The sequence below is a fragment of the Erythrobacter sp. JB2-19 genome (genome assembly GCF_057365005.1).
Window position 1 is genome coordinate 2,891,636 of the sequence record NZ_CP200290.1, and the last position, 25,226, is coordinate 2,916,861.

General features: G+C 56.1%; 24 protein-coding genes and 1 tRNA gene. 18 read left to right on the forward strand and 7 right to left on the reverse strand.

From position 1 onward, the window contains the following. Positions 1–49 precede the first annotated feature (49 nt). Positions 50–1,390, forward strand: coding sequence for an alpha/beta hydrolase family protein (locus AC0V6O_RS13815; RefSeq protein WP_486144895.1), 1,341 nt, complete (start codon positions 50–52; stop codon positions 1,388–1,390). Between the two features lie 435 nt (positions 1,391–1,825). On the opposite strand, the gene AC0V6O_RS13820 is transcribed toward AC0V6O_RS13815, so the two are convergent. Both AC0V6O_RS13820 and AC0V6O_RS13825 read right to left on the reverse strand, forming a co-directional pair. Next, entirely contained in the window at positions 1,826–2,596 is a 771-nt protein-coding gene (locus tag AC0V6O_RS13820; protein ID WP_486144897.1) for a M48 family metallopeptidase, read from the reverse strand. Positions 2,597–2,639: 43 nt separating this feature from the next. After that, a complete protein-coding gene (locus AC0V6O_RS13825) occupies positions 2,640–4,067 on the reverse strand; it encodes an aldehyde dehydrogenase family protein (protein ID WP_486144898.1) in 1,428 nt (475 codons plus the stop codon). A gap of 177 nt (positions 4,068–4,244) precedes the next feature. Between AC0V6O_RS13825 and AC0V6O_RS13830 the strand changes: the two genes are divergently transcribed. From AC0V6O_RS13830 to AC0V6O_RS13865, 8 genes are all read left to right on the forward strand, one after another. After that, positions 4,245–4,949, forward strand: coding sequence for a glutathione S-transferase family protein (locus tag AC0V6O_RS13830; RefSeq protein WP_486144899.1), 705 nt, complete (start codon positions 4,245–4,247; stop codon positions 4,947–4,949). A 66-nt stretch (positions 4,950–5,015) separates the two neighbouring features. Continuing rightward, positions 5,016–5,888: an S-methyl-5'-thioadenosine phosphorylase gene (gene mtnP / locus AC0V6O_RS13835; RefSeq protein WP_486145639.1), complete on the forward strand. Its 873-nt coding sequence runs from the start codon at positions 5,016–5,018 to the stop codon at positions 5,886–5,888. A 111-nt stretch (positions 5,889–5,999) separates the two neighbouring features. Continuing rightward, the gene (putA, locus tag AC0V6O_RS13840; RefSeq protein WP_486144900.1) at positions 6,000–9,146 is read left to right on the forward strand and encodes a bifunctional proline dehydrogenase/L-glutamate gamma-semialdehyde dehydrogenase PutA; all 3,147 of its coding nucleotides are present in this window, start codon (positions 6,000–6,002) and stop codon (positions 9,144–9,146) included. Between the two features lie 26 nt (positions 9,147–9,172). After that, entirely contained in the window at positions 9,173–9,700 is a 528-nt protein-coding gene (locus tag AC0V6O_RS13845; protein WP_486144901.1) for a hypothetical protein, read from the forward strand. A 95-nt stretch (positions 9,701–9,795) separates the two neighbouring features. Then, on the forward strand, positions 9,796–10,323 hold the full coding sequence (locus tag AC0V6O_RS13850) for an RNA 2'-phosphotransferase (RefSeq protein WP_486144902.1): 528 nt from the start codon (positions 9,796–9,798) through the stop codon (positions 10,321–10,323). A 174-nt stretch (positions 10,324–10,497) separates the two neighbouring features. Further along, on the forward strand, positions 10,498–11,052 hold the full coding sequence (dcd, locus tag AC0V6O_RS13855; protein ID WP_486144903.1) for a dCTP deaminase: 555 nt from the start codon (positions 10,498–10,500) through the stop codon (positions 11,050–11,052). 136 nt (positions 11,053–11,188) lie between these two features. Beyond that, on the forward strand, positions 11,189–11,986 hold the full coding sequence (locus AC0V6O_RS13860; RefSeq protein WP_486144905.1) for a thioesterase family protein: 798 nt from the start codon (positions 11,189–11,191) through the stop codon (positions 11,984–11,986). A 77-nt stretch (positions 11,987–12,063) separates the two neighbouring features. Then, positions 12,064–13,239 (forward strand): saccharopine dehydrogenase family protein, encoded by a 1,176-nt coding sequence (locus AC0V6O_RS13865; protein WP_486144907.1) that lies wholly within the window; start codon positions 12,064–12,066, stop codon positions 13,237–13,239. A 95-nt stretch (positions 13,240–13,334) separates the two neighbouring features. On the opposite strand, the gene AC0V6O_RS13870 is transcribed toward AC0V6O_RS13865, so the two are convergent. After that, positions 13,335–15,503 (reverse strand): TonB-dependent receptor, encoded by a 2,169-nt coding sequence (locus AC0V6O_RS13870; protein WP_486144909.1) that lies wholly within the window; start codon positions 15,501–15,503, stop codon positions 13,335–13,337. Positions 15,504–15,948: 445 nt separating this feature from the next. Here AC0V6O_RS13870 and AC0V6O_RS13875 point away from each other — a divergent pair, with 445 nt between their 5' ends. The 5 genes from AC0V6O_RS13875 (at position 15,949) to AC0V6O_RS13895 (ending at position 20,009) form a co-directional block, all read left to right on the forward strand. Further along, on the forward strand, positions 15,949–16,302 hold the full coding sequence (locus tag AC0V6O_RS13875; protein ID WP_486144911.1) for a hypothetical protein: 354 nt from the start codon (positions 15,949–15,951) through the stop codon (positions 16,300–16,302). 153 nt (positions 16,303–16,455) lie between these two features. Next, positions 16,456–16,830 carry a hypothetical protein gene (locus tag AC0V6O_RS13880; protein ID WP_486145641.1) on the forward strand — a complete coding sequence of 125 codons (375 nt, stop codon included), beginning with the start codon at positions 16,456–16,458 and terminating at the stop codon, positions 16,828–16,830. A 117-nt stretch (positions 16,831–16,947) separates the two neighbouring features. Then, positions 16,948–17,283 carry a hypothetical protein gene (locus tag AC0V6O_RS13885; protein ID WP_486144913.1) on the forward strand — a complete coding sequence of 112 codons (336 nt, stop codon included), beginning with the start codon at positions 16,948–16,950 and terminating at the stop codon, positions 17,281–17,283. A 54-nt stretch (positions 17,284–17,337) separates the two neighbouring features. Next, positions 17,338–19,284, forward strand: a complete 1,947-nt coding sequence (locus AC0V6O_RS13890) for an ATP-binding protein (protein WP_486144915.1) — start codon at positions 17,338–17,340, stop codon at positions 19,282–19,284. 86 nt (positions 19,285–19,370) lie between these two features. Beyond that, on the forward strand, positions 19,371–20,009 hold the full coding sequence (locus tag AC0V6O_RS13895; protein ID WP_486144917.1) for a recombinase family protein: 639 nt from the start codon (positions 19,371–19,373) through the stop codon (positions 20,007–20,009). Here the strand turns inward: AC0V6O_RS13895 and AC0V6O_RS13900 are convergent. Then, the gene (locus tag AC0V6O_RS13900) at positions 20,006–20,263 is read right to left on the reverse strand and encodes a helix-turn-helix domain-containing protein (protein ID WP_486144919.1); all 258 of its coding nucleotides are present in this window, start codon (positions 20,261–20,263) and stop codon (positions 20,006–20,008) included. The genes AC0V6O_RS13895 and AC0V6O_RS13900 overlap by 4 nt on opposite strands. Positions 20,264–20,349: 86 nt before the next feature. Between AC0V6O_RS13900 and AC0V6O_RS13905 the strand changes: the two genes are divergently transcribed. Together AC0V6O_RS13905 and AC0V6O_RS13910 are read left to right on the forward strand one after the other, a co-directional pair. Beyond that, positions 20,350–20,652 (forward strand): hypothetical protein, encoded by a 303-nt coding sequence (locus AC0V6O_RS13905; protein WP_486144921.1) that lies wholly within the window; start codon positions 20,350–20,352, stop codon positions 20,650–20,652. Next, a complete protein-coding gene (locus AC0V6O_RS13910) occupies positions 20,642–21,460 on the forward strand; it encodes a hypothetical protein (RefSeq protein WP_486144923.1) in 819 nt (272 codons plus the stop codon). Before AC0V6O_RS13905 ends, AC0V6O_RS13910 begins: the two co-directional genes overlap by 11 nt. Before the next feature lie 23 nt (positions 21,461–21,483). Here the strand turns inward: AC0V6O_RS13910 and AC0V6O_RS13915 are convergent, their stop codons facing one another. The 3 genes from AC0V6O_RS13915 to AC0V6O_RS13925 all read right to left on the reverse strand — a co-directional run bounded on the left by AC0V6O_RS13915 (position 21,484) and on the right by AC0V6O_RS13925 (position 23,399). Further along, positions 21,484–21,843 (reverse strand): hypothetical protein, encoded by a 360-nt coding sequence (locus AC0V6O_RS13915; RefSeq protein WP_486144925.1) that lies wholly within the window; start codon positions 21,841–21,843, stop codon positions 21,484–21,486. 58 nt (positions 21,844–21,901) lie between these two features. Further along, entirely contained in the window at positions 21,902–23,203 is a 1,302-nt protein-coding gene (locus tag AC0V6O_RS13920) for a tyrosine-type recombinase/integrase (protein ID WP_486144927.1), read from the reverse strand. Positions 23,204–23,324: 121 nt separating this feature from the next. Next, positions 23,325–23,399: transfer RNA gene (locus AC0V6O_RS13925), tRNA-Gly, on the reverse strand. Positions 23,400–23,662: 263 nt separating this feature from the next. Between AC0V6O_RS13925 and AC0V6O_RS13930 the strand changes: the two genes are divergently transcribed. Beyond that, the gene (locus AC0V6O_RS13930) at positions 23,663–24,589 is read left to right on the forward strand and encodes a tetratricopeptide repeat protein (RefSeq protein WP_486145643.1); all 927 of its coding nucleotides are present in this window, start codon (positions 23,663–23,665) and stop codon (positions 24,587–24,589) included. A 7-nt stretch (positions 24,590–24,596) separates the two neighbouring features. Further along, a complete protein-coding gene (locus AC0V6O_RS13935; RefSeq protein WP_472639891.1) occupies positions 24,597–25,208 on the forward strand; it encodes an LON peptidase substrate-binding domain-containing protein in 612 nt (203 codons plus the stop codon). The last annotated feature ends 18 nt before the right edge of the window (positions 25,209–25,226 follow it).

Sequence of the window (25,226 nt, forward strand, 5' to 3'; positions counted from 1 at the left end):
GCCGACCGCAAGCTCTTCGCTCATCGCAATGGGAAAGACCACGACCGCAATGAAGAAACGATACGTAGCGCTGAGCGCCCTCGCCCTGCTCGGAATTGGTGCAGGCACCGCGGCCTATGTCGCTAGTCCGACCGTACATGAGGGTATGGATGGCGAGACTCCGAAGCTGGGGCGCTATGGCGAGTATCAAGTCGGTACCGAGGAGACGGTGTTCAGCCTGCCCGGTCGGCTGACCTTCACCAAGTTGGGTCTGGCGAGCGGACAGGTCGAAGAGCACGTGCGCGAACTCAAGGTACGCATGTTCTATCCGGCCAGTGCGGCTTCTGGCGCAGAACCGATCACTTACGAGCACACCATGATGCCGCCAGCGATGGAGCCGGTATCGCTGGAGTACACCGGACGAGCTTTTGCAGGCGCGGAGCCGCTCTCAGACCAGCAATTTCCCCTGGTTGTTATGAGCCACGGCTTTAACGGCTGGAGCACGCAGTTCAGCAATCTGGCGGAACACATCGCCTCGCGCGGCTATGTCGTTGCCTCCATTGATCACGGCGATATGCGGATCGAGGGCGTAACCGACTTCCTCTATTCCTTTACCAAGGTCCTGGTCGATCGCTCTCTCGATCAGCGCCAAGTGCTCGGCGAACTGGTCTCGCGCAGCGCCTCTGGTCAGACAGGCGTATACAGTGCGATTGACCCAGAGCACATCGCGGTCATTGGCTACTCCATGGGTGGTTATGGGGCGCTGGCAACAGCGGGCGGCGACTATGACTATGACAGCGAGACCTTTGCCCAAGTGCCCGAGGATGCGCTGGCGCAACTGCGCGAAGCGGCGAGTGAGGATGCTGGGGTGGATGCCGTCGTGGCCTTTGCCCCATGGGGCGGACAACCGGACAACCGTGTATGGAGCGATGAGACGCTAAGCCAGATCAGTGCGCCGGTGCTGATGGTCGCTGGCAGCGAAGATGACGTTTCCAACTACGCAGACGGCATTAGCTGGATTTTCGACCAATTGACCGGGACCGCTCGGCATATGCTGGTCTACCGCGAGGCCCGCCATAATACCGTCGGCAATGACTTCACCGTTCCGGATGATGCGCCGTTTCGCGTCGCGGAGTTCCTGGCCGAACCGGTGTGGCGGCAAGACCGCATCAACGGCATCAACCAGCATTTCGTCGCCGCTTTCCTCGACCTGCATTTGAAGGGCGATGCGGACAAGGCGAGCTATCTCGACGTGCCAGCGCCGAACTCCAACGACAGCAGCTGGGAAACCAGCTTTGGCGAACAGCTCAATGGCAAGTTTGCCGGACCGGACGAGCCAGAGCATTGGCGCGGTTTCCAGAACCGCTGGGCCGTGGGCCTCGATCTACTGCGCAAACCAGCGGGTGAATAGCGCACATTCTTAGGCAGGCACGTCCGCTCCAGACAGAGCCGCTTGGGCCAAGCACTGCTGCGCCTTCCATAGATCAGAGTTTGGTCGGTGTTTGGAACACAGTTCGCGTTTTCAAAAGTGTGACCTTTGGCAGAGAGGCACACGTTTTCAGAGCTTTAGAGCAGTTCGCGCGATGCAATGTGTGACTTTTGAGCGAATCGGCGCAAACCGTGCCTTTGCCGTTTAAAAATAGACGGTCACACCTGGTGATAGACGTTTCAAAGAGCCTCCAGCGTCCTATCGACACCGCTACGAGTAGGAAAACCGCGCGCTTGGTTGGTTTGCATTGGCGCCGCGCCTGCCCAACTCTCCCTGCACAAAAGCAAACGGCCACCCAGTTTCCTGAGCGGCCGCTGCTTAAATCGTAAAAGCTTGGATGAGCTTGGTAGCGCTGTCCTAGCTCAACTGTTTACGCATCCGCTTCGCGCGGGATTGCGGGCTGGGGTGCGTCTTCAGCAGATCAATTCCGCCGCCAGAGCTCAGTTCACCCAGTTTCTCCATCGCTGTGATGCAGGCCTGCGCATCATAATTATTGGCGCGCATAAATTCGATCGCATAATCGTCTGATTTACGCTCGGCCTTTTGCGAATGCTGTGCGGTGACAACATCGCCAAACATCTTGCCCAGCTCTGAATTGGCCAGCCGGCGAACATCACTGCTCGCTGTACCGGCTACGCTAAGCGCTGCATCTTGTTGCAAAGAGCGCTTCATACGCTTTTTGCCATGCTCCAGCTTAACGTGGCCGATCTCATGACCGATCACACAGCGCAGCTCATCATCTTCAAACTTGTCCATCAGGCCAGCGAAGACACGCACCGTTCCATCACCCATGGCAAAGGCGTTCACGTCCTTCACAAGATAGGCCTTAATGTCGAGATCGAGCCCGTCGTAGCTGTCTAGCCCCTCGGTAAGGGCAGCCAGCCGCTGACCATAGGGATCATCCAAGGTGGCAACCGGGTTCTGGCTATCCATTTCCTCGGACATTTGACTGAAGAAAACGACGATTTCCTCATCAGAGAAGCTCGCCGCCTCCGCGACCTTCTTGGCTGATTTGACGACATTGCCGACATTAAACTGCGCCTGCAAAGGCATCGCTGCGCCCAGTCCAGCAACAGCAGCCACCGCTGCCAGCATTATGCCGCGCGACTTAGAAAATTTGAGCGCCATGATTGTGCGACCCCTCCTGATCAATAACATTCACATACCGGGATTATGCCGGAACATTGTCTTTCTTTACAGTAATTACTTGCGGATATGTAAATTCCTTCAGGCCTTCCTTGCCATATTCCGCGCCAAAGCCTGATTGCTTGTGCCCGCCAAACGGAGCGAAGGGTGACAAATGCATGAACTCGTTGACCCACACGGTGCCGGTTTCCAGCTGTTCTGCAATCTCAACGCCTTTGTCTGCATCGGCCGTCCAAACCGCACCTGCCAGGCCATATTCCGAATTGTTGGCACGCTGGATCACTTCTTCTTCGGAGGAGAATTTCATCAGCGGCATAACCGGGCCAAATTGCTCCTCGGCCACGATCCGCGCATCTTCCGGCGGATTGTCGAGAATGGTGATCGGCACGTAATAGCCAGAGCCTGATGGATCAGTGTCACCGCCGACCAGGAATTTATAGCCGTTGTCCTTGGCGTCCTCTATCAACTCAACCACGCGGTCAAACTGCTTCTTGTTCTGGATCGGTCCAACGCCGGTACCTTGCTGAGCGCCATCGCCCACCTTCACCTGGCTCGCATATTCGGCGATCGCAGCGGACAGCTCGTCATAGATATCTTCATGGATATATATGCGCTTGGCCGCGATGCAGACCTGGCCAGCATTCTGGAAACTGGACCAGAATAATTGCTCCGCCACCTTCTTGGGATCGGCATCCGGCATGACGATGGAGGCATCATTGCCGCCCAGCTCCAGCGTGATGCGTTTCAGGTCGGCACTTGCGCCTTCCATGATCTTCTTGCCCGTCGCGGTTGAACCAGTGAAGGTTACCTTGTCGATATCTGGATGCGACGTGATCATCGGGCCAAGATCATCATTGCCGGTGATAATGTTGACGACGCCTGCCGGCACTTTGTCCGCGATCAGCTCTGCAATGCGCAATGTTGCCAGCGGTGTGAAAGGCGAAGTCTTGAGCACAATCGTGCAGCCAGAAAGCATCGCTGGTACGATCTTCTGGATCGCCATCATGACCGGAAAGTTCCACGGCACAATGCCGCCGACCACGCCGACCGGGACGCGGCGCGTACGGCTCAGGCGGGCATCGCTGTCTTCGTTGATCTCATCTTCCAGCTCGAGGGTCGATTGTGCCGCGGACATAGCGGCGGCCCCATAAATTTCGCCTTTGGCTTGCTCATGCGGCTTGCCCTGCTCGCTAGTCAGCAAACGGAACAGCTCGTCGGCATTTTCCTTGATCGCGCCGGAAATCGCCATAATCGCCGCGCGGCGTTCTTCCAGCGGGGTTTTCTTCCAGGTCTTAAATGCTGCGCGGGCTGCGGCGACCGCTTGGTCCAGCTCCGCCTGACCGCAGACCGGCACCTGGCCGATGACTTCTTCATTGGCCGGATTGACCACGTCGAGCACGTCGGTGGTGGAAATCATCTCGCCATTGATGAGATTTTTGTACTGGGTGACCATGGAAATGCCTCTCTCGAATCTTTTCTGGATTTGTGTTGGCAATCAACGTGGACCTTTGGCCAGCAAAGTTCAATCGCATTTGCAGGCTCACACGATAATGCTTGCGATCTCCAGCGACCACGATCAATTGCGGAGTGCAACCGAAAATCTGGCACCGGCCCGGAAAAGGAAGACGATATGTCCGACGCCCCAAACGACCTTGTCATCTATGGCAGCCCCATCTCTCCATTCGTACGCAAAGTTGCCAGTGTCTGCCTTGAAAAGGGCGCTGGCTTTGATGTCGAACCAGTCAACGTGTTCGATCCTCCACAATGGTTCAAAGACATTTCGCCAATGAAGCGCATTCCCGTGCTGCGCGACCGCGCGGTCGCGGCTGAGGGAACAGACGGCACCATTGCCGATTCCTCTGCAATCTGCGGCTATATCGAGGCGAAGCATCCCAACCCTGCGCTCTACCCTGCCGAGCCATTTGCCCGCGGGCGGGCGCTGTTTTTCGAAGAATACGCCGACACCATGCTGGCTCCCGCCGGGGGTCTCGGCATCTTTCGCCCAATCTTCTTTTCGATCACCAAAGGCGAGGCGCCTGATCTGGAGACCGCGCGCGAGACATGGGCGACAAAACTGCCGCCAGTGTTCGAATATCTGGAGAGCGCACTGGGCGACAATGAGTTTTTTGCTGGTAACGCGCTGTCGATTGCGGATATTTCGGTCGCCTGTTGCCTGATGCAGGTTTCGCTCGTCGCTGAAACCCCGCTGAATAAATGGCCTCGCTTCGCAGCGCATTTTGAACGGATGCAGGCGCGACCATCGATTGCCGGCCCGTTTGCTCAGGCGGGCAAAGCCGTTCGCAAAGCCTTGCCCGAACCCTTCGATCTGACTTAACGCTTTCTTGGCGGTTCCGCCCGCATCGGACACGCTCTTTCGCGCAATTTTTAAAGGATGAAACGCATGGCCGGCCCATGGACAATCGGGATTATCGGAGGCTCGGGTCTCTACAATATCGAAGGGCTGAAAGAGCAGCAATGGATCGCGGTGGAGACCCCTTGGGGCGAGCCATCGGACGAGATTCTGTGCGGGCGGATCGGCGATGTTCGGGTGCGATTCCTGCCGCGTCATGGCAGGGGCCATCCAATTACCCCAAGCGAGGTGAATTCGCGGGCCAATGTGGATGCGCTAAAACGCGCGGGCTGCACCGACATTCTGGCCATTTCGGCGGTGGGATCCCTACGAGAGGAGCTGCCTCCGGGCCATTTCGTCGTGGTCGATCAGTTCATCGATCAGACCAAAGGGCGCCCCTCAACCTATTACGGCTCGGGCTTTGTGACCCATGTCTCCATGGCCGATCCGGTGTGCGGCCGGCTGTCGCAAATGGCCGTCGATGCGATCACCGAGGCGAAGGGCAAGGTCACCGCTGGGGCAACCTATCTGGCGATGGAAGGACCGCAGTTCTCCACCCGCGCGGAAAGCAGGATGTACCGCGAATGGGGCGCCGATGTGATCGGAATGACCGCCATGCCAGAGGCAAAACTCGCCCGCGAAGCAGAGCTGCCCTATGCGCTGATCGGCATGGTCACCGACTATGATTGCTGGCGTGAGGGCGATGAGGTCGACGTGGCGCAAGTTGTCACCCAGATGCAGGCTAATGGCGATCTGGCGCGCGAAATGATCGTGCGTTTGATCAATGCGCTGCCTGATGGGCGCAAACCCTCACCAATTGATACCGCTTTAGATGATGCAGTGATCACCGCGCCTGATGAGCATGATCCGGAATTGGTTGCCCGTCTGGATGCGGTCGCAGGCCGTTTGATCGGGCCGCTCTAACCCCACGCCCAGCGACGCCAGTATTGGCGTGTGTCGCAAGGGCTTGCGCGGCGATCCATCCAGGTTCAGATCACCGGATCAGTGCAATCATATAAGTGCGAATCGCAAGCTGTGACGAACCTTCAACCGCTCGACCGATCTGATCTGCGCCGCGCCTATCGCGCGGAGGAAAACGCCTGCATTGCAGAGCGCATTGAGCAGGCCGCCCCCGCCTCGCGCCTGCATCAGGCCTCGGCTGAACTGGCGACCCAATTGATCGAGGGCGCGCGCACGAAAAAGGCCAGCGGGATCGACGCTTTCTTGCAGCAGTTCGGGCTCGACACAGAGGAGGGCATCGCCCTGATGTGCATGGCAGAGGCACTGCTGCGCGTACCCGATGCGAGCACCGCCGATGCACTGATCAAGGACAAGATCGCGCGCGTAGATTGGTCGGAGCATTTGGGCGAAAGCTCCTCCACCTTCGTCAACGCGGCGACATTCTCTCTGATGCTGACCGGCGAGGTGATCGACCCGCCAGAGGCGCATCAGCGCGGCATGGGGTCCAGCCTGAAACGCGCGGTTAACAGACTCGGCGAGCCTGTGGTGCGCAAGGCGACCTTACAGGCGATGAAAATCCTCGGCGGGCAATTCGTCTTTGGCCGGGACATCGACGAGGCACTGGACCGAGCCAAGCCGGAACGCGCCAAGGGTCTCACGCACAGTTTCGACATGCTGGGCGAAGCGGCAATGACCTTTGCCGATGCCGCGCGCTATCGCGAGGCGTATGAAGGCGCGGTCGAAAGGCTTGCAAAAGAGGCCAAGGGAGGGATCGGACCCTCGCCGGGAATATCGGTGAAACTGTCGGCCCTGCATCCAAAGTATGACTTTTTGCATGCGGATCAGGCCCGCACCGACCTGGTGCCAATCGTTCGCGCGCTGGCCGAAAAGGCGCGCGATGCCGACATCCATTTCACCATAGATGCGGAGGAAGCCGAACGCCTCGAACTCTCGCTCGACATTATCGAAGAACTGATGGCCGATGACAGCCTGTTCGTGCGCGCCGATGGATCGCGCTGGGAGGGGTTTGGCCTCGCCCTGCAGGCCTATCAAAAACGCGGGCTGCCGCTGTGCGATTGGGCCGCCAAGCTAGCGCGCCGCCATGGCCGCAAGCTGTTCGTTCGCCTTGTCAAAGGTGCCTATTGGGACAGCGAGATCAAGCTCGCCCAGGTCGGCGGCCTCAGCGATTATCCGGTGTTCACGCGCAAGCTTGCCACCGATGTCAGCTACCTCGCCTGCGCAGCGCGATTGTTTGAGCACGCCGATGTGATCCGCCCCGCCTTTGCCACTCACAACGCCTACACCATCGCGGCGGTCAAAAGCCTGGCCGCAGGCAAATCATATGAATTCCAGCGCCTGCACGGCATGGGCGAGGAGGTGTATGATGCGCTGGCCGCTCTGGAGGGTAACAACCGTACGCCGGTGCGCATTTATGCACCGGTTGGCGGGCACAAGGAACTGCTCGCATATCTCGTGCGCCGCCTGCTCGAAAACGGCGCCAACACCAGTTTCGTAAACCGGATGGGCGATGCCGATATCCCCGCCGCTGATCTGGCCGGGGACCCGGTTGCGCAGCTGGCCGGATGCTCACCCTTTCGCAATCCCAACATTCCCCTGCCTGCCGACATTTTTGAGGGCCGAACAAACAGCGCCGGGATCGACCTGTCAGACCCCCTGGCGCGCGGCCCGCTGGAGGTTCGCCTTGGCGAGCTGGCTCAGCAGCAATGGAACGCCAGCCCCACCTTTGTCAGTGAAGAGCCGGGCGAGATCGCGCCGATCACCATGCCGTATGATCTGGGCAGCCAGGTGGGCACGCGCCGCGACGCGACGGCAGAGGAAGTCGATTATGCAATCACCAGTGCGCTCGCGATCCAGCCGGGCTGGGATGCGCTGGGCGGGGAAAGCCGGGCCGCGCTGCTCGATGAGGCTGCCAATCTGTTCGAGGCGCATTCGGCCGAATTCCTATCCCTATGCCAACGCGAGGCGGGTAAAACCCTGCCCGATGCGGTTCTGGAGCTGCGCGAAGCGGTCGATTTCCTGCGCTATTACGCGTGCGAGGCGCGCCGCCAATTCGCCGAACCGACCGTGCTGCCCGGCCCCACTGGCGAAGAAAACCTGCTATCGCTGCATGGACGCGGTGTGTTCGCCACGATCAGCCCGTGGAACTTCCCGCTCGCCATCTTCATCGGCATGGCATCCGCCGCGCTGGCCGCCGGCAATGCTGTGATTGCCAAGCCTGCTGAGCAGACCCCGTTGATCGCGGCGCTGGCCGTGAAATTGTGCCATGAGGCGGGCATCCCGGCAGAGGCTCTGCAATTGCTGCCAGGGGCCGGCGATGTCGGGCAAATGATCACCTCTGACCCGCGCATTGCCGGGGTGGCCTTCACCGGCTCCACAGAGACCGCGCGCGCCATCAATCTGGCACTGGCGGGCCGCGACGGCCCGATCGCCACCCTGATTGCGGAAACTGGCGGGCAAAACGCGATGATCGTCGATTCCTCCGCCTTGCCAGAGCAAGTCGTGCGCGACGTTCTGGCCAGCGCATTTCAAAGCGCGGGCCAGCGCTGCTCCGCGCTGCGCGTACTCTATTTACAAGAAGATGTTGCGGATGAAATGCTGGCCATGATCCGCGGCGGTTTCGATGCGCTGAGCATTGGTGATCCGCGCCAGCTCTCAACTGACGTTGGCCCGGTGATTGATCCCGATGCTCAAGCCGCACTGGAACGCCATGTGGCCCGGCGAGAGCAGCTGGGCGGCACCGTCTGGCGCGGTGAACTGCCCATCGGCACAGAGCATGGTTGCTTCGTCGCGCCTACAATCATCGAAATCGACTCTATCCTGGATCTGAAGCGTGAGAATTTCGGCCCTGTCCTGCATGTTGCCCGCTTCGCGGCGAGCGAGCTTGACCAAGTCGTCGCCGATATCAACGCCACTGGATTTGGCCTGACTTTGGGTCTTCACAGCAGGATAGAGAACACCCGTAAGCGCGTGCAAGCTACCGCGCAGGTCGGCAATTTCTACGTCAATCGCAATCAGATCGGCGCAGTGGTGGAAAGCCAGCCATTCGGCGGCGAGGGCCTGTCGGGCACCGGACCAAAGGCGGGCGGCCCGCATTACCTCGCGCGCTTCGCAACCGAACGCGTCAGTTGCACAGACACAACGGCGGCGGGCGGCAATGCCAGCCTTTTGGGGCAGCCCGCTGCGCCAACCCTTGCGAATTGAGCGAGCTTCGATTTATCACGCCGCCCATGAAACGGATCGCCACCCTCATCGTCACTCTGCTCGCTCTGATTTGGAGCGGGCCCGCCTTTGCGGCGGTGACCATGCATTTTCACAGCTTCAACGGATCGGTGCTGTTTGGGCGCTATCCCCATACCTTCATCGTGCTGGAGGGGACGCTGGGATCGGGCAAAGTGGTGAACGAGAATTATGGCTTCACCGCGAAGAAGGTATCGCCCGCGATTTTGAACGGGCCGGTGGTGCACGACATCAGCGTGGAGAAACCGAAATACCTCAAGAAAACCAACCGCCACTTCAGCGTACGGCTAACCGATGCGCAATATGAGCGGGTGAAGGCCGAGGTGAGCAGATGGCGCAATGCGCCGGGCAAATATTACGATCTCGATACGCGCAATTGCATCCACTTTGTCGGCGCAATGGCGCAGATCGCCGGGCTAAAAGTGAACTACCCCGACAACATGCTGAGACGGCCGAAGAAATGGCTGAACCATGTAACCGGGCTTAATCCGGCGCTGGGCGCGAAGGTGATTAAGTGAGGTGGGGCATTTGGTTTTTCGGTAAAGCATCAATAGATCGAAGCGCGAAGCAACCCCTCATGGACTTAGAACCTTCAGCCATCTAGCGATACTGTATGTCTAAAGAAGCCTCAAAGTTGCTGTCATATTGGCTGCGCCATAAACCAAGCGCAGGTGGACTAGTCTTGGATAGGGCAGGCTGGGCCAGCGTCCAAGACGTGCGGTCGTCACTGGCCAAGAAAAATATAGACCTAGCACTGCTAGAGCGGGTGGTCGCAGACAATGACAAACAACGGTTTGAGTTTTCGGCAGACGGCACAAACATTCGTGCAAGGCAAGGTCATTCCATCGACGTCAATTTGGATTGGCCTATAAAATCGCCGCCTGAATTCCTTTACCACGGAACCGTCGAGCGGTTCCTAGATTCGATCTTGGCCGAAGGCCTCAAACCGATGGCACGGCACCATGTTCATCTGTCCCCCGACATAGAAACAGCGACTGGAGTGGGAAGCCGTCGGGGTTCGCCAATAATTCTCCGTATCGCTGCGGCCGAAATGGAAGCTTCCGGCCTTGTGTTTCGCGTTTCGAGCAACAATGTCTGGCTCGTTGATACGGTCTCACCAAGCTTCCTTGAGCGACTCTAGTCATTAGCAATTTCAGCTCGTAGCTGGTTGCCTTTCGTAGTTTCCTATATCTAGGTGCAACGGTCGATTCCCACATTTAGGCATGTCGTAATTCGCACCTAAGTCCGCAAGACACCCACACCTAAAACCTTAGCCGCGCTTGCCCCGGCGCGCTGGTTCGGGAATCAATCGCGCATGGCGATTCTTTCAGACAAGTGGATTAGATCCAAGGCGCAAGACGAGGGCATGATTGAGCCCTTTGTTGAGGCTCAGCGGCGCGAGGGCGTCATTTCTTATGGCCTCTCTTCCTATGGCTATGACGCGCGGGTCGCGGATGAGTTCAAGATCTTCACCAATGTGAATTCGGCCACAGTTGACCCCAAGAGCTTTGACGCGGGCAGCTTGGTCGACCGCAAGACCGATGTCTGCATCATCCCGCCCAATTCCTTCGCATTGGCGCGCACAGTCGAATATTTCCGCGTGCCCGAAGACGTGCTGGTAATCTGCCTCGGCAAGAGCACCTATGCGCGCTGCGGCATCATTGTGAATGTCACCCCTTTGGAGCCGGGCTGGGAGGGGCATGTGACGCTGGAATTTTCCAACACCACGCCGCTGCCGGCCAAGATTTACGCCAATGAGGGCGCGTGCCAGTTCCTGTTCCTGAAGGGCAATGAACGCTGCGAGACGAGCTATAGGGACCGCGCGGGCAAATATATGGGCCAACGCGGTGTGACCTTGCCAAGGTTGTAGGCCTGGTTCCTGGCCGCCCGCTCCCTCCACCCTTCCACCCGGAGCCTGCCGGGAACACTATCCGGGTGGAAGGGTGGAGGAAGCAGGGTGGTGAGACGCGAGCGATAGCGAGCCACTAGAAAAGGATACTGCACCCATGACCATCGCCAAATTTCCATTCTGGCGGGTCGTGCCATCTGAGAGTGGGCGCGAGGACGAGTATATTCTCCCGATCACCAGGCCCGCCACCGTCGGCCCACCCGGCAATCCGCATATCATGGGCGGCGCGTGCCTGGGGGCGGCGGTTGACGCATTGGAGCTAGCTAGCCAGCAGTCCCTGCTGTGGGCGACCATCCAGTTTCGTATCCCGAGCCAAGGCGCAGAGGAACTCACCATCCGCTGCGAGCAAGTGGGCGGTGGGCGCAGCATTGGCCAATGGCAGGCGGATGTCCTCTTAAACGGGCGAGTGATCCAAATGGTCACCGCAGCAGTCGGCGCGCGCGAGCCGAGCGAGCAAGTGCTGTTTGCGAAAATGCCCGATGTCCCTCCGCCAGATAACTGCCCGGAGAAGCCGAAGGACGCCAATGGCTTTGACGACAATTTGCCCGGCCAGCTAGAACGGCGCACCGCGCTTGAAGACAATGAGCGCGGGATTGAGGCGGTGTGGTCGCGGTCCAAAGCGGGCTTTGCCAACGATGCTGGCTTGCTGGCGGTAATCTCGGACTTTTTCCTAGGTGCGCACCCGCGCGCGCATGGCGGATCGAGCTTGGACGCAACCTTCCGTTTCATACAGTCGGCGCCGCCGGGATGGGTATTGTCCATAACACAGATGTCCGCCTTTGATCGCGGCGTGGCTCAGGGCCAAGCGCAGCATTTTAGCGAAGACGGTACTTTGCTGGCGATCTCCAGCCAGACCGGCGTGGTGCCGCGCGTTCCCCTCTCCGACCTCACTTAGGAACCTCGCCTGCCGTAACGGCTTTGACTCTCCCGCTCCGCACGCGCATCAAGTCTGCGCAAGAGGAGAGTTTTCGTATGGCTAAGACCGAATTCGACATCATCATCTATGGCGCCACCGGGTTCACCGGGCGGCTCGTTGCTGAGTATCTGAGCAATCATTATGAAAGCCGCGATGATGCGCCCAGCTGGGCAATGGCCGGACGCAGCCTGGAAAAGCTGGAGGCGGTTCGCGATGAAATCGGTGCGCCAGCGAGCACGCCATTGGTGGTGGCTGATGCCGATGACATGGCCAGCCTTGAGGCTATGTGCGAGCGAACCAAGGTCGTGCTGACCACGGTCGGACCGTACCAGCTTTACGGTGACAGTCTGGTCGAGGCCTGTGTCAAAACCGGCACTGATTACACCGATCTGTGCGGCGAGCCGACCTGGATGCGTGAAAAGATCGACCAGTTCGGCGATGCCGCCAAGGCCAGCGGTGCGCGCATCTGCTTCTCCAGCGGGTTCGATTCCATCCCCTTCGACCTCGGCGTGTTGATGGCTCAGAAAGAAGCGGCGAAGCGCTTTGGCAAGCCAGCTCCGAGAGTTCGCGGCCGCGTGCGTGCGATGGCGGGCGGCGCGTCAGGCGGCACCGTGGCCAGCATGACCGAAACGATGAAGGCAGTGGCCAAGAACCCCAAGCTCATCAATGTGCTGCGCAGCTCTTTCGGCCTCACCCCAGGGTTCGAAGGGCCAAGTCAGCCCTCTGGCATGGTCCCGACCTATGAGAAAGACCTCGACAAATGGGCCGCCCCGTTTGTGATGGCCGCAATCAACACCAAGAACGTGCACCGCACCAATTTCCTGCTCGGCTACCCGTATGGCGAGGATTTCGTCTATGATGAGATGGTGCTGACCAGCCCAGGCGAAGCGGGCAAAAAAATGGCTAATGCCGCCGCTGAGATGATGAAAAACCCCTTTGGCGCCAAACCGCCCAAGCCGGGCGAAGGGCCAAGCAAGGAAGAGCGTGAGAACGGATTTTACGACGTGCTGTTTGTGGCTGATATGCCGGATGGTGAGAGCCTGCATTACGGCGTCAAAGGCAAATATGATCCAGGTTACGGCTCGACCAGTCGGATGATCGCAGAAACCGCGATTGGCCTGCTCAGTTGCCAGGCCGAAGGCGGCATTGGCACGCCGGGTTCCTTCATGGGCGAGGATCTGGTCAAGCGGCTCGAAGAGCATGCTGACCTGACGTTTGCTCTGGAGAATTAATCCGCGGCCAAAGCCGAAACGAAGCATAGAAAAAGGGCAGGCCTGGCATTCGCCTGACCTGCCCTTTTTATTGCGTTCCCGCTTAAGCGGCCAAGTTAGAAGCTGAAGCGGACGTTCGCTTTCAAATTGCGCCCGGCCAGCGGCACGAAATCCTTCGTGAAGCTTGCATGCCGGCGGCCAACAACATCGAACAGATTATCGACGCCGACCACCAGAGTTACGTTCTCACGGCTCGGCAGAGGGCGCCAGGCCACCGATAGATTCACAAACGCAAATGCATCGGTTTCTGTTTCAAAGGCGTCGATATCGTCTTGCTCGCCAAACCATTGCACCTCTGCGCGCGCGTCAAACGCATCAGTTTGCAACTCCAGCGCACCCAGCAATTCAATCGGCGGAATGCGTGGCACTGCGGTGCCATCGTCAAGCTCTGCCTGAATGTAGGAACCGCGCAGGTCCGCCAGCAATTCCATCTCGCCCGTTTTGAACAATGGGAATTGGACGTCGCCTTCGATCCCGAAATAGTTCGCATCATCCTGAAGGAAGACGAACACTGGCAGACCGTCCTCTTCCTCGCCATTACCGGAGAGGAAGATGTAGTCGTCGAACCATTGGTTGTAGACGGCGACATTGAATTTCGCCGGACCCACTTGGCCCCGCGCGAAAACTTCAACGCCCCATGCGCTTTCGGTCGACAGTGTGGTGTCCCCAATTTCGAACTGCTGGGTCGCAATGTGTGGGCCATTGGCGAACAATTCTTCCGCCGCCGGAGCGCGTTCTGCGCGCGAGACATTTACGCCAGCGCGAAAGGCCTCGTCGGCCTCGTAGACCAGACCGAGTGCGCCTGAGAAATTGGTGAAATCACGCGAGACGCCCAGGTCCTGCGAGGAGACGTCGGTGAATTCGATCCGGCCGGCGGCCTCCAATTGAATGGGACCGGGGCCGAATTCCTGCAGCGCAAACAGCGCAAATTGATCGGTGGTGTTCGGGGCGACAAAGGCCTCCTCCCCGATCGCCTGGAAATCGCGGTAGGTGTATTGCAGGCCAATCGAACCGCGCGACGGCCCAGTTTCGCTTTGCGTCAGTTCAACCCGCGCCTCTACGCTTTCGACATCGAACACGGTGCCGATTTCATCGCCTTCAAATTCGGTGTGGGTGTAATCGGAATAGCCAAATCGAACCTTCAGCCGCTCAAAAAAGCCATCGCCCAGGTCGAGATCGGCAAGGAAGTCTGCACGGAATTGCTCGAGGCCGATGGTGACGATTTCCTCACCCTCTTCCTCGCCTTCTTCTCCCTCTTCACCTTCGCCCTCGGCGTGCTCTGTGCCCGGACGACCGGGTACACCATAGTCGGTGTCGTAAAAGCCAATCGACGCGCCAAAGACGTTATTACCAGAGATAAAGCTGAGGCCGGCATTGGCGGTCCAGGTTTCGGTTGCGGAGTTGGGAATGACGCCGCGCGCTTCGGCTGCTTCACGCAGTTCCGCGGCCTCTTCAACCTCGCCTTCGGCTTCTTCTTCATCCGCCAGCTCGAAAATTTCATCGCGCAGTTCCGGTGCGATTTGGAAACCGCCGATCTCCAGATCATTGGTGTTGCGATAGCTGCCGTCGACGTGGAACACGAAATTGCTGCCCAGTGGCACGTCGAGTGATGCGCCAAGATTGCGCAGGTCGCTGGCGGTGTCAGCCGCCACAATCGCATCGAAATGCAGTGCCTCATCTGGGATCCGACGCGGAATGCGCTTATCAATCACATTGACAGCGCCGCCGATTGCCTGGCTGCCGAATAAAAGCACTGCCGGGCCGCGCAGAACCTCGATCCGCTCGGTCGTCAGCGGCTCAATCGTAGTCGCGTGGTCGGCAGATGTGTTGGAGACATCAGCCGTTCCCAGACCGTCGACCAGAATGCGCACGCGCTCACCTTGGAAGCCGCGCAGAACCGGGCGCGATGCGCCGGGAGAAAAGCTGGTGGCGGACACGCCAGGCAACTTGGCCAGGACTTCGCCGATCTGCCCGTTCAGGTTTTTCTGTATGTCTTCAACGTCCAGCACGGATGTACCGGCGAGAACATCCAATTGCTCCAGCCCAGAGGCGCTGACGATGATGTTGCCTTCGTAATCGACTTGGCGATTGTGCAGATCGTCTGCGAGGCGTTCCTCGGCCTGATCAGCGTCTGGTTCCGCTTGCGCCTGGGCGGCGGCGGGAGTTGCAATCAGCCCAAGCGAAAGAACAGTGGCAAGCGCCAAATGAGAAGTTGTCGGTTTCATGATCGTCCCTGATCGAGATTATTGAATGTGATAACGTAACACGCCACTAGCAGAGGCGCTCATGGTTGCAAGCATGATCTTTGGTGCTTCGACGAATCGCTGTGAATGGCCGATGAGCAGCAAGGCAAGCCGCCCTGCGCCGCGCGCTAATTCAAAGGGGCAAGTGTAGAAGCCGCGCCAACCATATGCGCTGCCCCAAATAGGCGATGCATTCGTCGAATGAAGTAATGGAGCGGGCGAGGCGATTCGAACGCCCGACCCCAACCTTGGCAATATTCGATGCGATGCTAAATAATTGATTCATAATAATAAGATTTGATCAACCTCATTCCGAATACAATCCGGTGATAACAAACAATAGCCTACCCGCAGTGGATCGCCGCTTGAGAAATAAAATTCAAGAAAATGCCGATTGGGTCTTGAACGGTTAAAAATGCCTGCTTGTATGGTGGAAGAGAAACACATTCTCTCTCACATTTATCATCAACAACAAGAGGTTCGATTTTTCGGATTACACACCCCTATGCCAACAACATATTCAACTGCACCTTCAAAAATCTCGACATCCAAGCTCCGCTTTCATCAGGAGGTTAACGGACAGCATGAGGGGATGGCTTTCGAATACAGATTCGGTGACCAAACAGTTCAGATCATCATCGTCAATGGACTGGTGTTCAACATATCGCTGTTCGACAACACTCAAGAGAGGTTGGTCGGTTCTCACCCTCACCACTTTGTCATTGCCGAACTGACTCCAGACGAACCTGAATTCGATTGGAACCACGAAACCGTCCACTGATCGATTTCAGATATGGACGACGTTACTGAAGACCGGGTCACAAAGACCCGGTTTCAATCCGCATTCAGGTCCTTCGTGGACCTCAGCAGGTTTCATGAACCCTACTCTGTGACACTCACGCTGAAGCAGTCGTTCGTGACCACCTTGGATCACATGACTGTCCATTCACGGATCGATCGTTATCGAGCGGTTCAGAATTTTCGGCACTTCATGAACCTGCTAAATAGACGGGTCTTCGGACACAGCTTCGTCCGTCATGGGAAGCGGGTTCAAGTCATCCCCGTCCTTGAGGGTGGGGACACCACACGGCTTCACTATCACTGTGTGATAGACTGCCCACGAACCAACATCGATCATGTCTCATTCGACGACATGATCCGTCTCTGCTGGTCAGAGACCGACTATGGATACCACGAAGTGGATGTCCAACCAGATTCAGACATTGGCTGGATCAACTACATAAGCAAGCAGCGTGGGAAACCCGACTTCGATCAATCGATCGACTGGGAAAATCTCCACCAGATCTGACCGCTGGGTATAGACCCCTTTCAATCAGCTTACATTCGAGAAGCAAAAGCAGGGCCGTTCACGTGAACGGCCTTGATTCTAAACTTACGTAAAGTTCAAATATATCATGAGGTTACAATGCTCGATCAGAGTTACAATCGTTGGTGGAAACGGAAGCAAGCAGAAGAGAAACGCAGGCGCGATATCAGAGACGCACAAGAGGCGCTGGATGCTGAGATCCAATGGCAAATGACGAGAAAGGAAGAAGCAGAGGACTATTGCTGTCCTCGCTTCGAGAAATATGACTCCGGTGAAGACTTCATTCAGCTAAGGGACAAAGAGAACATGTTCACGGTAGGCGGACACCTAATGTGGTACGAGAACGCAATCGACATTTTGAAGCAGCACATTCCAAATTTGGAGTATGATCCGCGGATTGTGTGGGATTGCCCGTATGAGTACAGTCTATCGTAAAACGCTCGGAGTTTAAGCTATGAGCTTGATATGTTTTTCGATAGTCTTCAACGCATGACTACGCTGAACCTCCACGCGAAGCAGGACTATCTTGAGCGAGAAGCAAGGTCCAGCGATCCACTCAAAGCGCTAGGCGAGTTCGTTTGGAATTCGCTAGATGCCGAAGCGACAACGGTAGACGTTACATTCGCGCGAAACGATCTTGGCGGCATCACGGCCATTGAGATAGCCGACAACGGACACGGAATCGGCTTCAAACAAGCGCACGAAGACTTCGGAAATCTCGGGGACTCATGGAAGCGCAAAGCCCACAGGACTTCAGAACTGAAAAGGGCGATCCATGGGAAAGAAGGACGTGGGCGTCTCAGGTTCTATTCGCTGGCACGATCTTGCACCTGGACTACCGTTGTGAAGGGCGAAGAAGTCCTTCAGGACTTTGAGATCAAGATAACAGCCAATTCTCTTGAGAAATGCGACATTTCCGACCCCTCTGAATCGACCCATATCGCGACTGGTACGGTCGTGACGATGAAAGGGCTTAAGGATACATTCGATGACCTATCGAGCATCGCCTCGTTCAAGGCATTCAGCTCGATCTTCGCTCCATATATCCTGCAGTATCCTGACGTAGAGATTTTGTTCGACAACAGAAAGGTAGACCCCTCAATCACAGTCGAGCGGTGGACAGAGATACCTCAGTCCACACTGCAGTTGTCTGACCGTCAGCTTGATGATCTCAAGCTAAAAGTGATCGAATGGAACAGCACTGTTGAAGCCAGACAGATTCATTTCGGTGGAGAAGATGGCATTGTCCTAGGATCGCAACCAGCTCACGTGACCGCACCGGGTTTCGAATATTCGGCCTATGCATACAGCGCCTATTTTCAAGAACTAGCGGATCAAAATTTACTAGAATTGGACGATCTGAACGACGCTGATTTCATGGTGGTCATGGAGCATATCAGGTCTGAACTAGGCGACTACTTTCGTGCTCGGCAGAGCGAAAAGGCCCTTGGTGTTATCCAAGACCTGAAAGATGCCGGAGCATATCCATATGAAGGCGACCCTAAGGATAAAGTCGAGCTAAGAGAGCGGCAGGTCTTTGATTTAGCTACCTATGCAGTCTCATCATATTCTAGAGATTTCAAGCGAGCCGAACCTTCGCTTCAGAAGATGACTTTGACACTTCTCAAGGAGGCAGTGAAGCGGAACCCTGACGAGCTTTCCACGATTCTAAGAGCGGTAGTCAACCTCCCGAAGAAAAAACAATCCGAGTTCTCTTCTTTGCTAAAGAAAACAGAACTTGGGAACATAATCAACGCGTCAACGCTCGTTTCCGAGCGATTGGTCGTCTTGGAGGTGCTGAAGGGAATTGTCTTCAATCCAAAGTTTCGGAGCACCGTCAGGGAAAGAGGCGAACTTGACGTGCTGATCAGAGATCACACTTGGCTCTTTGGAGAGCACTTCCACATCACGGTTTCGGAAGCTGGATTGACGAGAGTTATGAACCGCGTCTCGGATGACCTCGGCAGCAAGAAGACTAGACGTCGTGTCACGAAAAAAGATGGCAAAACTGGCCGAGTCGACAATTTCCTAGGCCGCCGCGTACCGAATCCTGACCCAGCGAAACGTGAGTATATTCTAATAGAGCTGAAGCGACCGTCGCTCGACATCGGGCGAAAGGAGCTGGATCAAGTCGAGGACTACCTTAACGCCATACGCGATCTCGACGATTTCAAACGCACCGACACCTCATGGAATTTCTTTGTAATCTCCGGGTCTCATAAGGACGAGATCGAAGCGAGGGTGAACCCAGCAGATAGACCGAAAGGCCTCTTCTTGGATGGAAGCAACTTCAAGGTCTGGGTAAAAACTTGGTCGGAGATCATTCGAGAAAATGAGGCACGACTCAAGTTTGTTAGCGATGAACTCCAGATCGAAGTAACTGATGCTGAGATTGAGGAAAGAATAATGAACCTCAAGGATCTAGTGACAAGCTAATATTCAAGCTTCTCGAGTTGTCGAGACAACAAATCTGTCCGACCCGTCAAACACAAACCAACGATTGCTTTTGACGGAGACGGTCAATGACGCGGTATGTCGCTTATCTTAGGGTTTCAACGTCGAAGCAGGGAAGGTCGGGGCTGGGTCTGGCTGCTCAACGCTCAGCGATTGATAGCTTCCTCTCGGAAGATGATGAGCTTGTAGCTGAGTTCGTTGAAACGCAATCGGGTTCAAAGGACGAACGAACTGAACTCTGGAAAGCGTTGAACGAAGCCAAGAGAGAATCGGCAACACTGGTAATTGCCAAGCTGGATAGATTCTCACGGAAGGTCAGTTTCATCTCCCGGATCATGGATGAAGGTGTCCGTCTCGTGGTTGCCGAGATGCCGACCGCGACCGATTTCCAGCTGCACATATTTGCTGCTCTGGCTCAGGAGGAGCGGAGATTGATTTCTGAACGGACAAAGGCCGCGTTAGCGGTAGCCAAGGAGCGGGGAGTTATTCTCGGTCGAAATGGCAAGCGGCTGGCTGCCGAGCATAAGGCTGCTGCCGTGAGTTTTGCCGAGCAGCTAAGGCCCGTAATCGAACCTATGGTTCAATGCGGTATGTCGTTCGCTGAAATCGCTCGGCAAATGAATGACCGTTCGATACCGACAGCAAAGGGCGGGAGCTTTCATCCCCAGACGATCAAAAACCTCACTGTCAAACTCGGCTTGAACTAGATGTCAAAGGTCTCTGGAAAGGTATCGATTGCGCTGGCGAATAGCTGAACTGGATCAGCGTTCATGGCCTTGGCCAGCACATAGAATTCCAAAATATCAACTCGGCGTTGTCCACGTTCGATATTGCTGATGTAGCTTTGATCTTTCTTGAGCTTATCGGCAACATCGACCTGTCGGAGACCAGCAGAATGTCGAGCGGCTATCAGGACTTTGACAAGCCTCTCATTCGCTTCTGTAAACAATGACTTTGACATTCCGGCCTGTCTCTGGAGAGGGCCGTTTGCTTACATGCAGTTATCGGATATGCAGTTTTTGCATTTTAATGTTGGGAGTTTGCTTCATGAGATTTCTTGTCGATCTATACCGCTATCTGATCATCGCGATTTGTGGCCTCGTTTTGGTCGCCCTGACATACGGGATCGTAAGCGGAATAGGATCGGGTCTGTTTGATACGGCTGCCGGCCCGTTATGGGTTTTTGGAGCTGTCATCGTCGTGGTCTCGATGATCTTGGGGCTGGGCTTGGTCGCCATCGCTATCTCTATCCATGATCGACACGCTGAATTGGTCAGCGAGGTCGAACGTATTGCCGATCTCATCGAGTATCGTGGGATTGGTCAGTCAGAGAACCACAATGGCGAGTGATACTTCGTCACATTGGAAGGTGGGTGTTGCCTTCGTTCTGGCATGTGTCACCATCGGGGCGCTGATCGCTATTGTCAGCATGACCGATGAATCTGACAGAGCTCCAGTCAGTCAACAAGATACGGGATCGGCATACGTAGCTACAAACTCCCAGTCTCCCGATGGAAGCGAATCGTACTCTGATGATGCACCCGCCAATGATGAGCCTGTGTCTAGCTTCAGACCAACTTTGACAGGCGATAGGCAATTCGACTCGGCGCTTTGGGCTTGGAAGATGATCGAAGCTGAGCATGGTTCTCAAACGACAGCGGCATTTGAAGAATACGGAGACCCATGTGATGAGGGTATGGATTGCTGGGATGACACTACTGTTGAAGTAATGTTCAAGGGAAGGCGGCTGCTATCCTCGTTGGTCAGACAGGATCAATATCATGGGGGCGCACACGGCGTCGTCTATGTTGGTGATTATCACTTCGATTTGCTGACCCAAGAACAGCTGAGGTTTGGCGACCTGTTTAAAACCTGGTCAACCGTTCGACCGGTTCTTCAAAGGGCCTTTTGTCAAAACCTACAGAGAAATCGAGAACTTGACTGGCCGGAAATCGAGTGTCCCAACATAGAGGAGACTGCGTTGGTCTTAGCTAGGGACGGAAGCAGTAGCGTCGGCAAGGCCACGATGATCGTGGCCTATACCAGTGACTATCAGCTTGGCTCTTATGTGGCTGGCCGCGAGTCCGTCCCGATCATGATCGACAAGGTGATATACGACCAATTGAAGGACCAGTATCAGTCAGAGATTGCCTTCTAAGGGTCAATCAGAATGTAGCGGGTTCATCCCTTCTTGAACTTCTCTCGGATGGCCGATGAAGCCGCTTCGAGTTGATCGTCTAGCTTACCAGCGAGGACCATTCCACGAACCTCACAAAGAGCATGTTCGACTTCATCAAGGTTCTGGCATTCGATGGAGACCATTCCCTTTTGGAGTTCGATCACTTGCTTCCCGTATTTGATCGGAAGGTAATATGTTCCCTCAGCTGACATCCATAGCCAAGCTGCTCGCGGCCTTTGTCCTTCGATGATCTGCCGAACATAACCAATCTGCTGGTCGATCCGATGGACCAACCGCCCACGACGTTGAACTTCTGGAGAGACAGTCTTCGGACGGCTTTTTGATGTGAACTTGAGTTTCATTGGGTTCCTCCTTTGATGATTGCTGGAAGTCCCTTTGAAACTGTGGTGAGACAACGGCTCAGTTGGTCAACCAACCAAATTCAGTCTTCTTCCCGGAACTGGAGGAGCTTCTCCGACCATGAGAACGAGTCCGTGACTTGGTCAGCTCTTCAGCTGCCGAGACGTTTGTCGTGTGACCATAGTGCTTTTCCAACATCGACACTGAGGTCCCCATATTCTGAGCTAAAGCGTAGTGGTTGGTTCCTTCGAGAAGCCTGAAGGTGGCATATGTGTGTCTGAGGGAATAAACCGTCCGCTTGTCACCGAACGAGTCAAATTCAACCCCTGCTGATCGGATCAGGGAATTGAACGACTTCTTGAAGCTCTTGATTGGTCTTCCGTCCGGGTGGCTGAAGATATAACTGTCTGGGGAAGGTTCAGTCTTCGTCCCATTGATATTCGAGAGCTCCTCCGTTCGAAGTTCGAGTAATCTTCGAAAGTACTTTTTCACATCTGTGTTCCGAGCCACGACCTCTCGTACTCCCGTCTTTCCTCGAACCGTCAGAACGACGAACGACTCCCCTTCACCGTCTCCAAGTTCCTCTCGGATATCCCTCCATTTCAATCCATGAGCTTCACCGACACGGATGCCAGTATTGCCGAGGATCAGAACATAGTCCCTCAGCATAGAACGGTCTCTGAGGGTCTTTCCGTTCGTTACCTTGATGAACTCCCGAAGATGTCGAACCAGCGTTCTCCACGCTTGAGAATCGAAATGAGGACGTCTTGAGGCTTGGGTTTTAATTCGAGGAAATTTCGGAAGCTCGTCGATGAAGCCTGCTTCAATACACCAGTTCAGAAAGTGTCTGAGGTCGGATTGAATCCGCTTGATCGAATTTTCAGACAGCGAACCCTTGGTCGATTGTTTCGATAGCTCATCGTAGAGCTGGGTGATCGTTCTGGTGTCGAGCTGATCGAAGGTCTTTTTTTCCAGAAATGATCGGCACCTATCAATCAATAGCAACTTGTAGTGGATGGACAGCGCCGAACGCTGACTGTCGAATCTATCGACGTATTCATCGATAGCCTTTCCGATCCTTTGTCCTTGTTGTTCAGGACCACTCAGAATCCTCACCAGTTCCTTGTGATAAAGATCATCAGCAAACTTGTAGGCTTCGTGTTCGTCAGTCGTTCGGGTGGATCGGTTGATATATCCTCGTCGACCGGGAACCTTCAGCCGACAGAACCATGTTGGCTTTTTGTAGTCCCCACGGATGTAGAGATAGATAGCTCCGTCCTTAAAAGTCCTCGAAACGAGAGTGGTTTTTTCCGAGTTGACCAGAGCTTGGTCGTCCGAATCTGATTTTTCAGACGGTGTCATGACATTATCAACCCCCAACGAATTCCCCTAGAATTCGGATATCCGAATATGATCCGAACATGCACGAATTCAGCCTCCGAGAAAACGGCGACATGCAAAAGCATTGATTTTAAAGAGAAAATGGAGCGGGCGAGGCGATTCGAACGCCCGACCCCAACCTTGGCAAGGTTGTGCTCTACCCCTGAGCTACGCCCGCTCACTGACGCTCTGCGTGGATGCGATAGATTCGCTATTCCTCGCCGGGGAGGTGGGCAGCTAGCAGCGAGCACGCAGGCCTGCAAGTCTAAAAGTCATTTGCCGCAAAAAGTCTCATGATTTGGCAACTGACCGATTGCCAAACGCGCCCGCACCAGCAAAACTCAGACCTTCACATTCATCGCCGCGCGCCCCACATTGCGTGGTGTCACAGCAATTGCGCGCATACGCGCGGCACAAACAGGAGCAAACCCCTTGGCCAGCATGGGTCTCAATCTTGAAGAGCAAAAGGCGGTTGATCGGTTCCGCACCGAAGTGGTCGAGCCGTCACAGACGAAACTGGTGATCCTAGACTTTTGGGCGGAATGGTGTGGGCCGTGCAAGGCGCTGGCCCCGATGCTGGAAAAAGTCGCCGCTGAATACGCCGACAAGGGTGTGGTGCTGGCGAAGCTCAACGTCGATGAAGAGAAATTCATCGCCGGTCAGTTTCAGGTCAAATCGATCCCGACTGTCTATGCGATGTTTCAGGGTCAGCCGGTTGCCGACCTGACCAGCGCGCGTAGCGAATCGCAGCTAAAGGGTGCGCTTGATCAACTGCTCTCGCAATTGCCAATCCAGGCAGACGCGGCCGATGGCGAACCGCAAGGCCCTACGCCAGAAGAAATCGAGCAAGCCATCGGCATGGCGGAGCAATCGCTGATGGAAGGCGATGCAGACCGTGCGGCGGGCATGTTTGCTCAGATCACCGAATTTGCGCCCGGCCATGCGATTGCGCATTCCGGCCTGGTCCGTGCGCTCATCCAATTGGGCAAGACCGAGGAAGCCGGCCAGGTTTTGGCTGCGATCGAAGAAGACGAGAGCCTGGCGAAAGACCCAGCGATTGCAGCGGCCAGAAGCGCGCTCGATCTTGCCGGAACGCAGATTGACGACAGCGAGCTTGCCGGACTGCAAAGCGCCGCCAAGGCCGCACCAGAGGATATGGATGCGCAATTGGCCTATGCCGAGGCAGCATTTGCGGGCGGAGAGCGCGATACCGCGGCTGACACGCTGCTCGCCATGGTCACCGCTGACCGCGAATGGAACGATGGCGCAGCGAAAGCCAAGCTGCTGCAAATCTTTGAAGCCACCGGCCTGGAAGACGAATGGGTTGTCGCCACTCGCCGCCGCCTGTCAAAGATCCTGTTCGGCTAAGCATAGCATGACCACCCGCCTCTCCATCTTCCCCCTGCCCGGCGCGATCCTGTTTCCAGGATTGCAATTGCCGCTGCATATCTTTGAGCCGCGCTATCGCTCGCTGGTGGGTGATGCCTTGGTGCGGGACCGCAAGATCGCTCTGATCCAGCCGCAACGTTCAATCGACGGCGCGCCGCTTTATACGATCGGCTGCGTCGGGCGCATTGGTGAAGTCGAGGCGATGGAGGATGGCCGCTACAACCTGATCCTTGAGGGCGAGGCCCGCTTTAAGCTGATCCGCGAATTGGATGTCGCCACCGCCTTTCGCCAGGTCGAAGGCGAGCTGATCGAAGATGACGAGAACGACGTGCTTAGCGCGATTGAGCGCGCAGGCTTTGAACAAGAGGCCCGCCGGTTCGCCAGCGCTCAGGGTTACAGCGTTGATTGGGATTCGGTCGAACGGCTCGATGATTTCTCGCTCATCAATGGCGTCTCGCAAATCGCGCCGTTTGATCCCGCGTCCAAGCAAGCATTGCTTGAGGCTGAGAATATCCATGCGCGGTGCGAACTGCTGATCCAGCTGATGCAATTCTTTGGCCACGGCGATGGCGGCGAAGAGATTATGACACTGCAGTAGCCCGGGGCTCTGACCTGG